This is a genomic window from Pseudoalteromonas sp. G4 (assembly GCF_028875915.1).
Classification (GTDB): Bacteria; Pseudomonadota; Gammaproteobacteria; order Enterobacterales; family Alteromonadaceae; genus Pseudoalteromonas.
On record NZ_JAPEHW010000115.1, the window covers coordinates 1 to 8,840 of the forward strand.

Sequence of the window (8,840 nt, forward strand, 5' to 3'; positions counted from 1 at the left end):
GCTGCGATAGTCGCATTAACTATGGCGTTTCCAACTCTTGCTGATGTGCTTCAGATCAGAAAGGACGCCCCTAAAGAATATGTTGTAGAAAAAGGCGATACCCTTTGGGATATTTCCGCTATATACCTGGATCAACCATGGTTGTGGCCGGAGCTTTGGCGTCTTAATCCACAAATTGATAATCCTCACTTAATTTACCCAGGTGATAAACTTTCATTGGTTTATGATTCACAAGGTCGCCCTATGCTTGTGATTAACCAGAAGTTTAAAAAATTATCACCGGGTGTGCGCAAAACCATGAAAAAAGGTGATGCGATCCCGACACTACCTTTAGAAGTGATTCGTCCTTTCTTAACTTATGAGCAAGCGCTGAGTGAAGAAGATATCGATACAAGACCTGTTGTTTTGGGTGCAAACAAAGGTTTCAAAACAATTGATACCGATCAGATTGTTTATGTGAAAGGTGATTTAGAGCGTTCACAGTATTATGGTATTTACCGTCAAGGTGACCCGTACATTGACCCAGAAACAGAAGAAGAGCTTGGACATGAAGCAATTCTTGTTGGTACAGGTCGTGCTTTTAGATCAGGTGATGAAACTAACGCAGCTCCTTCTTCTGTGCGTGTAAAAAATGTTAAACGAGAAATTCGCCAAGGGGATTTCTTAATGCCAGCCTTAGAAGGGCAAACATTGCCTGCATTTTTTATGATGAAACGTCCTGAAACTGCTATCTCAGGTACTATCATTGATACCACCTCAAAATTACGTGAATTTAGCACAATGGATGTGGTTGTGTTGAATCGTGGTGAGAGGGATGCGCTTAAAGCTGGTCATGTATTGGACATTCGTAGAGCATCGCCTACAGTTGTATTAACTAGTGATGGACCTAAATATAAAGATGCAGCTTCACGTTATGAACGTACGATGAGTTATTTTGGTGATGGTGAAGATAGTCGCGAATGGAAAATGCCAAAAGAAAAAGTAGGCGAATTAATGGTGTTTAAGGTTTATGAGAAAGTAAGCTACGCCATTGTTACTAAGACTTTAGAGCCTGTTCGTGTTGGTGACACTATCCATGTAGATAACTAAACGTTAGGTGGAGCGTCTTCTAAGGAGAGAAGATGCACAAAGAAACAAGAAGCGAGCTTGAATATTGGCTCGCTTTTTATTTTTCGAAAGGAATTGGTTTTCAAACTGTACAAAACCTTTTAGAGCAGTTCACATTAGACGAAATTTTTTCATTCACTCATTTTGACCAGCTTAAAACTGGATTAAACTCAAACGCTCTAAAAAATCTTAAGAATACCAACTGGCAAAAAATAACATCGCTTATATCTGATTGCCAAAGCAGCGATATAGAAATCATTCATTTCTCTCATCCCAAATATCCTCAACTTTTAAAAGAAATAGCCAGTCCACCTTTAGTGCTTTTTTGTAAAGGTGATATTGAATTACTCAACACACCTAAATTAGCCATTGTGGGTTCGCGAAATGCAACCGAAATAGGGCGACAAGTTAGCAAAGATATAGCGACTAACTTAGCACTAAATGATTTTTGTGTGGTTTCTGGAATGGCAAGGGGCATTGATAGCTGTGCGCATCAGGGAGCGCTTCAGGTGGATCGTAATACAATTGCAGTACTTGGTACTGGAGTTGATGTGTGTTATCCCAAACGGGCTAAGGAGCTTTATCATCAGATTGCCGAAAAAGGACTAATTATATCTGAGTATTTACCGGGTACCTCTGCGCTTGCTGCAAATTTCCCTCGCAGAAATCGCATCATATCTGGTTTGTCATTGGGTACCATAGTTGTTGAAGCTGAACAAAAGAGTGGTTCTTTGATTACTGCTAAATACGCACTTGAGCAAAATAGGGAAGTCTTTGCTGTACCTGGTTCTGTTTATAATGAGTTGGCAAAAGGGTGCCATGCGCTTATTAAGCAAGGCGCTAAATTAATTGAAAATTGCGAGGATATTTTTGCAGAATTAAGCGTTTTGCCGAAAAGTTGTCTATATAAAGTAGAAGAGACTGAAAAACCTGTAATGTCAGATCCTGTTCTAAAGCACTTAAATGAAGAAGTGACATCAGTTGACAAATTACAACAACTTTCACAGTTACCTATAGATGAGTTGTTATCTCAATTGTTAGATTTGGAACTTTCAGGCCAAGTTATACGTGTACTAGACGGTTATACCCGAATAGGGAGGAGTTAAAAATGTTTGATATCCTCATGTATTTGTTTGAGAACTATATTCACAGCGAAAGCGAAATTTTCGTGGAACAAAGTGAATTAACAGATGAATTATTACGCGCAGGGTTTAATCATCGAGAAATTTACAAAGCACTTGATTGGCTGGAGCAACTTGCCGATTTACAACACAGTGATGAATACCCTTATTTAAATCGTGTGCCAGGAAAGTCAGTACGTATTTTTACCCAGCAAGAAAGTGAAAAATTAGACCTTACTTGCCGTGGTTTCTTAATGTTTTTAGAGCAAATATCCGTTATTGATACAACCACACGTGAAATGGTCATTGACCGTATTTTTGCGTTGGATAAAGACATTATTGAGCTTGATGATTTAAAGTGGGTGGTTTTAATGGTGCTATTTAATGTGCCAGGTAAAGAAATTGCTTACGCTCAAATGGAAGACTTATTATTCGAAGAGCAAAACGGCACCATTCATTAAGGCATGTTTAAATTTGCATCTTGCCTTGGCTAACATGATATAATTTTGCTTATATTTCGTCTGCGTTTTGACAATAATGAGCAAAATTGACCATTCTTTATTTTCAGTCCACGAACATGCTTTAGAAAAAGAGTTTGAAGTGTGTCCGAAATGTGGTTCAGAGACCAGTGTTAAGCATAGTAAAAACGGCGCTTTTATAGGATGCAATAATTACCCTAATTGTGATTATACACGCCCTCTGGTTGAGCATAATGAAACGCTAATCAAAGTGCTCGACGATAGCAAGTGCCCTCAGTGCAGCCATCCACTGGCTGTGAAAAATGGGCGTTTTGGTATGTTTATTGGTTGTACAAACTTTCCTGAATGTCATTTTATTGCACAAGAAGAATCCAAGAGTGAATTACCTACGTGTCCTAGTTGTAAAAAATCAGCACTCGTTGAGCGTAGCAATAAATCGGGTAAAACCTTTTACTCTTGTGGGGGGTACCCAAAATGCAAATATATTTTAAATAGTAAACCTGTTGCGCAATCTTGCCCTGAATGTGGGTGGCAGGTAATGGTTGAGAAAAAAACATCAAATGGCGTGGTGTTACAATGTCCGCAAAAGCATTGTAACCACAAAACACCGTTATGATTTGGAGCAAACTGTGAGTAACGAGTTAAATGAAAGCCCAATTACCCTTGCATTAAAAAACGAGGGTGTCATTGTTTATCCTACGGAAGCTGTTTATGGCTTAGGGTGCGATCCTGATAGCGAAGCTGCTGTAATGAAGTTGCTGGATATAAAGCAACGTCCTGTAGAAAAAGGGTTAATTTTAATTGCTGATAATTATGGTCAACTTTTGGATTATGTTGATGATGCGAAAATCCCTATGGACAAAAGAGCAGATATTTTTTCTTCATGGCCAGCGGCAGTTACATGGGTGATGCCAGCTAAATCAAGTACACCAAAATGGCTAACGGGTCAGTTTGATACAATTGCTGTGCGAGTAACAAGCCATCCAGTTGTAAAACAGTTATGCCAGGATTTTGGTAAACCTTTGGTATCAACAAGTGCTAACCTCACTGGCCAAGACCCTGTGTTAACACTTGATGAAGCAAAACACGCTTTTGGTGATAAAGTTGCTGCGTATGTTGAAGGGGCACTTGGTGGTAATACTAAACCGAGCCAAATCAAAGATGCCTTTACCGGTAAGTTATTTAGAGAGTAATTATGTCGCACGTTAATTTAGAAGTAGTAAAAGAATTCTTATTAGCCCTGCAAGATAAAATTTGTGATGCTCTAGAGCAAGCTGATGGTAGCGCCAAGTTTGTTGAAGATGCATGGCAACGTGAGGAAGGCGGTGGTGGCCGTACGCGTGTTATCAGAGATGGCGCAGTGATTGAACAAGGTGGCGTGAATTATTCCCATGTTTTTGGTGAATCAATGCCTGCATCGGCGACAGCACATCGTCCAGAGCTAGCCGGGCGTAGTTTCCATGCCTGTGGCGTGTCATTGGTAATTCACCCAAAAAACCCTCATGTACCTACATCACATGCCAATGTACGCTTCTTTATTGCTGAAAAAGAAGGTGAAGAGCCGATTTGGTGGTTTGGTGGTGGTTTTGATTTAACCCCTTATTACCCAGTATTAGCAGATGTTAAACATTGGCACCAAGAAGCATGTAAGTTGTGTTTACCATTTGGTGAAACCGTTTATGACGACTATAAAAAGTGGTGTGATGAATATTTTTACCTAAAACACCGTGGTGAAACACGTGGAGTAGGTGGTTTGTTCTTTGATGACCTAAATGAATGGGGCTTTGACCGTTGTTTTGCATTTATGCGTGCCGTCGGTAATGGTTACTTAGATGCTTACTTACCAATCGTAGAAAAACGCAAAGACTTTCCGTTTACCGAAAAACAGCGAGACTTCCAATTGTACCGCCGTGGTCGTTACGTAGAGTTTAACTTAGTATGGGATAGAGGCACTTTGTTTGGTTTACAAACAGGTGGTCGAACTGAGTCTATTCTAATGTCGATGCCACCGCTTGCGCGCTGGGAATATGACTTTAAACCTGAACCAAACAGCTTAGAAGCAAATCTCTACGAAAACTATTTATCGCCAAAAGATTGGTTACAAATTTAATAAAAAAGCCGCGGTTAAGCGGCTTTTTTGTCTTTAAAATTTTAAAGTTTAAATTTACGTACTTGCTGATCCAGCTCTCGCGCAAGGGCTAACAAACCTTCACTGACTTGCTTACTTTCATGGGCATCAATTAAAGATGTTTCCGCATTATCGCTGATTGCGATAACACTCTGATTAATTTCTTCAGCAGCTAAGTTTTGTTGTTCAGTAGCATCCGCGATTTGTGTATTAAGTTGGTTAATTTCTTTCATATGCTCAGAAATATCTTTTAATGCTAACGCGACTTTTTTAACTTGTTCAGCTCGTTGATCAGCATCTTCACTCGAGCGGTTCATAGTATTAACGGTTTCTATTGCTTCAGATTGCAAATTATCAATAGTACGTTTAATTTCGTCTGTCGAATCATGGGTGCGATTGGCAAGTGTTCGCACTTCATCGGCAACCACCGCAAACCCTCTACCGGCTTCGCCAGCACGTGCAGCTTCTATAGCTGCGTTAAGTGCAAGTAAGTTAGTTTGCTCAGCAATATTGCTGATTACTTCCAGCACTTTCCCAACTTCCAATGTGCGGTTTTGCAACTCACTCACTTGTTGTGCTGCTGTGCGAACTTCAAGGGCTAAACCATTGATACTCTCTTCGGTACTTTCTGCTATTTCTAAACTTGTTTCTGCTAAATGATTACTGGTATCCGAGCGCTCCGATGCAAAGTGCGTGGTATTGCGCACTTCTGAGGAAGATGACTCTAATTCGTTAATAGCAGCTGCTACTGAGTCAGTACCTTGCTTTTGCTGATTAATAGCTTGTTCTGTTGTTTCAGCTGATGCATAAATTTTTTCAGCACTGTGGATTAGTACTTTTGAAGATTCTGATAATTGGCTGATATTACTTTTAAACGCAGCCATCATTAGATTAAAGTTATTCGCTAAGCGACCAAGTTCATCATTGGTGTTATCTTCAACATGAATTGTTAAATCGTTATTTTGCGACGCTAATCGCATTGATTTACCAATAACACGTAAACGTTCAATTAAAAATTTTCTAAAGAGCCAACCAAGTGTCACAAATGTCACCACAAAAATAGTAGTGAGAATACCAAAGCTAACCCAAGAATTTCGGGTGACAGCCGCATCCACTTTGTCTAGAGAGTAGCTGATTTTAACCGCTCCAAGAATTTCACCTTCTGTTGCTTGGTGGCAACCTAAACAATTGGTGCCGCGGTAATCTTCACTAGCGACTATTGGCTTTAGATAGGAAATTAAATTCTGACCATTGTTACTTTTAGAGAAATGAACTTGTTCTTTGCCATTTAATGCATCACTTTCTTGTTGATTTTGTGGTGACTGGTTAGCTTCGCCTGGGCCAAAAAATTGGTTAATTTTATCTCCACGAATAATGTGAATATCTTTAATTTGTTCTTCGCTGAGTATTTTTTTGCGTAAGATTTCACGATTTGCCATAGTGCCGGTAAGCATCATGGTATTGATAGAATCGAAATAATTATCAGCCAATATTTTAATATTTTGCTCAATGGTTTGATGGGCCAATTCGCTTTGCTGTTTTTGTCCAGTAAATAGACTAGCTGCAAGCACTAAAATGCCTGTTACAGTGAGTAAAGCGAAGATCTTATGTTGTATAGAGTGATGACGCATAACAGTTTTCTCAAGCACTAAGTAAACTGAGTATGCGCAATTATTGACTAGTTTGCATTGATTTAACGCAATCTAATGAGAAATATTACAGGCTATTTTGATTAATCATATGCGTAGCAAGTTGAGCAAGCGACTGCTTTAACCCTTCTCTTAGTACTGGGTTATCAACTTCGATATCTAATGCTTTATTCATGCAAAACATCCATTGATCTCGTAAGTCTTGATCAATAGGAAACGGCATATGGCGCTTTCGTAGCATTGGGTGGCCATACTTCTCAACAAATAAATCAGGTCCACCGAGCCATCCAGATAAAAACTCGAAAAACACTTGTCTAATTCTATCTAAAGGTTGAGGATGCATATCATATAATGGTTTGGCGTATTCTTCTTCTGCCATAATGTCGTAAAATCGATTTGCTAGCGCGCGTGCACCGCTTTCACCACCCATTAGCATGTAAGGTGTTGTTTCAGGTGAAGGAGATTGATGAGGTTCACTCTGTGTCTGCGTTGTGCCAAACATACGTCTTAATATTTGTTTCATAACTCTAACTCAATGCGAGAAAACTAATGGATAAATACGCTGTATTCGGAAACCCAATAAATCACTCAAAATCACCGAAAATTCATCAAGCGTTTGCAAAAGAGCTAAATCAAGCAATCGAATACATCGCAATACTAGCACCGATTGATGGCTTTAAGGAATCAATCGATTCATTTGTAAAAGCTGGCGGTAAAGGTGCAAACGTTACAGTACCATTTAAAGAAGAAGCATTTGCTCTGGTAGATGAGTTGACTGAAAGAGCGAAAACAGCAGGTGCGGTAAACACCATAAAAGTTAATTCAGATGGCAAGTTAGTGGGCGATAATACTGATGGTACTGGCATTGTCAGCGATATTTTAAATAATCAATTTGAAATATCAGATAAAAGGGTCCTATTAATTGGTGCTGGTGGAGCTGCGCGAGGAGCAATTTTACCCATTTTACAGCAGCAGCCAGCAAAGCTCACAATAATAAACAGAACAAAAGAAAAGGCCATAAAGCTGAGCCAAGAATTTGCTAACTATGGTGAGATTGAAGCGTGTGGCTTTGATGATCAACCACAATCAAGTTTTGACATTATTATTAACTCAACTTCAGCCAGTATTACAGGTGATGTTCCGCCTATTTCTAAAGGTTTTGTTGAACAGTGTGAACTTGCTTACGATATGTTTTATAGCCAACAAGATACTTCGTTTAATTTATGGATTAAAAGTGTTAATCCACAAGCAGACACATTAGATGGTTCGGGTATGTTGGTAGGGCAGGCCGCAGAAGCATTTTTTGTTTGGCGAGGTGTTAAGCCTTCAACACAAGTGGTTATTGAACAGCTTAAATCAGGAGAACTGTAATGAACCAATCAATCATTTTTGTTGATCGTGTTGAATATGACGAAAACACAAAACGTGTCTCTTATTTTGCTCAGGTATCAGGTCAGCTGATTACGTGCTTTTATTTAACCAATAAATCTAAAGAAGATGCGCTATTAGACTTTGAAAGTAAAAAATTCGACTATGAAGATATTGCTGAAAGTGCAATTGAAGACGAGCTGTATAATGATGAAGGTTTGATAGAAGTAGAAGAGCTTTTATAGCTCTTCTAAGTATTCATTCTTTAATACAACGTAGTTATCAGCAGATACTTTAAGGAAGGCAAGTTCTGCTTCATTTAACTTACGGGCTTGCTTCACTGGGCTACCTACATATAAATAACCTGATTCTAACGTCTTATTAGGTGGCACTAATGAGCCTCCACCAATAATCACATCATCTTCAATAATTGCATTGTCCATAATAATAGCGCCCATCCCGACTAATATGCGGTTTCCCAGTACGCAACCATGTAACATGGCTTTGTGACCAATAGTAACATCATCACCAATAATTAACGGGTAGCCATTTGGCACAGATTTACTTTTACGCGTTACATGAAGCACAGAACCATCTTGCACATTAGTTCGCTCACCAATTTTGATATAGTTAACATCACCACGTGCGGCAACTAATGGCCAAATACTAGAATCAGCACCAATTTCAATTTGACCGACCAGTACGGCTGATTCATCTATATATGTATTTAAATTAATTTTTGGCTCTACACCTTTATAACTTCTAATAGTCATCACGCTACCATTTACATACTTATTAATAGGCAAAGTATAGAGAAGAGTAACGGATTTGTTAATTTCTGATCAGAAAATGTATGTTTTTAAGACTTTTAGCTGTTATTTCAAACAAACAGTAAAAAAATACAAATTTTCTTTAAAAAAGGGTTGCGCTCAGATCAAATCTCTCTATAATGCGCCTCCACCAACACGGGGAACGACGCAGCATAGCA

General features: G+C 39.0%; 11 protein-coding genes. 8 read left to right on the forward strand and 3 right to left on the reverse strand.

Annotated elements, in window-relative coordinates:
* The 6 genes from ON073_RS19485 to hemF all read left to right on the forward strand — a co-directional run.
* Window positions 1-1,089: LysM peptidoglycan-binding domain-containing protein (locus tag ON073_RS19485; protein WP_446728545.1), on the forward strand; the 1,089-nt coding region annotated here is incomplete at its 5' end.
* A 32-nt stretch (window positions 1,090-1,121) separates the two neighbouring features.
* Window positions 1,122-2,213, forward strand: coding sequence for a DNA-processing protein DprA (dprA, locus tag ON073_RS19490; RefSeq protein WP_274763545.1), 1,092 nt, complete (start codon window positions 1,122-1,124; stop codon window positions 2,211-2,213).
* 2 nt (window positions 2,214-2,215) lie between these two features.
* The gene (locus ON073_RS19495; protein ID WP_274763546.1) at window positions 2,216-2,689 is read left to right on the forward strand and encodes a DUF494 family protein; all 474 of its coding nucleotides are present in this window, start codon (window positions 2,216-2,218) and stop codon (window positions 2,687-2,689) included.
* 76 nt (window positions 2,690-2,765) lie between these two features.
* A complete protein-coding gene (locus ON073_RS19500) occupies window positions 2,766-3,323 on the forward strand; it encodes a DNA topoisomerase family protein (protein WP_274763547.1) in 558 nt (185 codons plus the stop codon).
* Window positions 3,324-3,336: 13 nt separating this feature from the next.
* Window positions 3,337-3,900: a Sua5/YciO/YrdC/YwlC family protein gene (locus tag ON073_RS19505; protein ID WP_274763548.1), complete on the forward strand. Its 564-nt coding sequence runs from the start codon at window positions 3,337-3,339 to the stop codon at window positions 3,898-3,900.
* Between the two features lie 2 nt (window positions 3,901-3,902).
* The gene (gene hemF / locus ON073_RS19510) at window positions 3,903-4,817 is read left to right on the forward strand and encodes an oxygen-dependent coproporphyrinogen oxidase (protein ID WP_274763549.1); all 915 of its coding nucleotides are present in this window, start codon (window positions 3,903-3,905) and stop codon (window positions 4,815-4,817) included.
* Window positions 4,818-4,858: 41 nt separating this feature from the next.
* Here hemF and ON073_RS19515 read toward each other — a convergent pair whose 3' ends face one another.
* Together ON073_RS19515 and ON073_RS19520 are read right to left on the reverse strand one after the other, a co-directional pair.
* Window positions 4,859-6,466 (reverse strand): methyl-accepting chemotaxis protein, encoded by a 1,608-nt coding sequence (locus tag ON073_RS19515; protein WP_274763550.1) that lies wholly within the window; start codon window positions 6,464-6,466, stop codon window positions 4,859-4,861.
* Between the two features lie 85 nt (window positions 6,467-6,551).
* A complete protein-coding gene (locus ON073_RS19520; RefSeq protein ID WP_446728546.1) occupies window positions 6,552-6,986 on the reverse strand; it encodes a group II truncated hemoglobin in 435 nt (144 codons plus the stop codon).
* 47 nt (window positions 6,987-7,033) lie between these two features.
* On the opposite strand from ON073_RS19520, the gene aroE reads away from it, so the two are divergent.
* On the forward strand, window positions 7,034-7,855 hold the full coding sequence (gene aroE / locus ON073_RS19525; protein ID WP_274763552.1) for a shikimate dehydrogenase: 822 nt from the start codon (window positions 7,034-7,036) through the stop codon (window positions 7,853-7,855).
* Entirely contained in the window at window positions 7,855-8,097 is a 243-nt protein-coding gene (locus ON073_RS19530) for a DUF1488 domain-containing protein (protein WP_274763553.1), read from the forward strand. The genes aroE and ON073_RS19530 overlap by 1 nt, the downstream gene beginning before the upstream one ends.
* Here the strand turns inward: ON073_RS19530 and ON073_RS19535 are convergent.
* Entirely contained in the window at window positions 8,092-8,625 is a 534-nt protein-coding gene (locus ON073_RS19535; RefSeq protein ID WP_274763554.1) for a gamma carbonic anhydrase family protein, read from the reverse strand. The genes ON073_RS19530 and ON073_RS19535 overlap by 6 nt on opposite strands.
* Window positions 8,626-8,840: the final 215 nt, after the last annotated feature.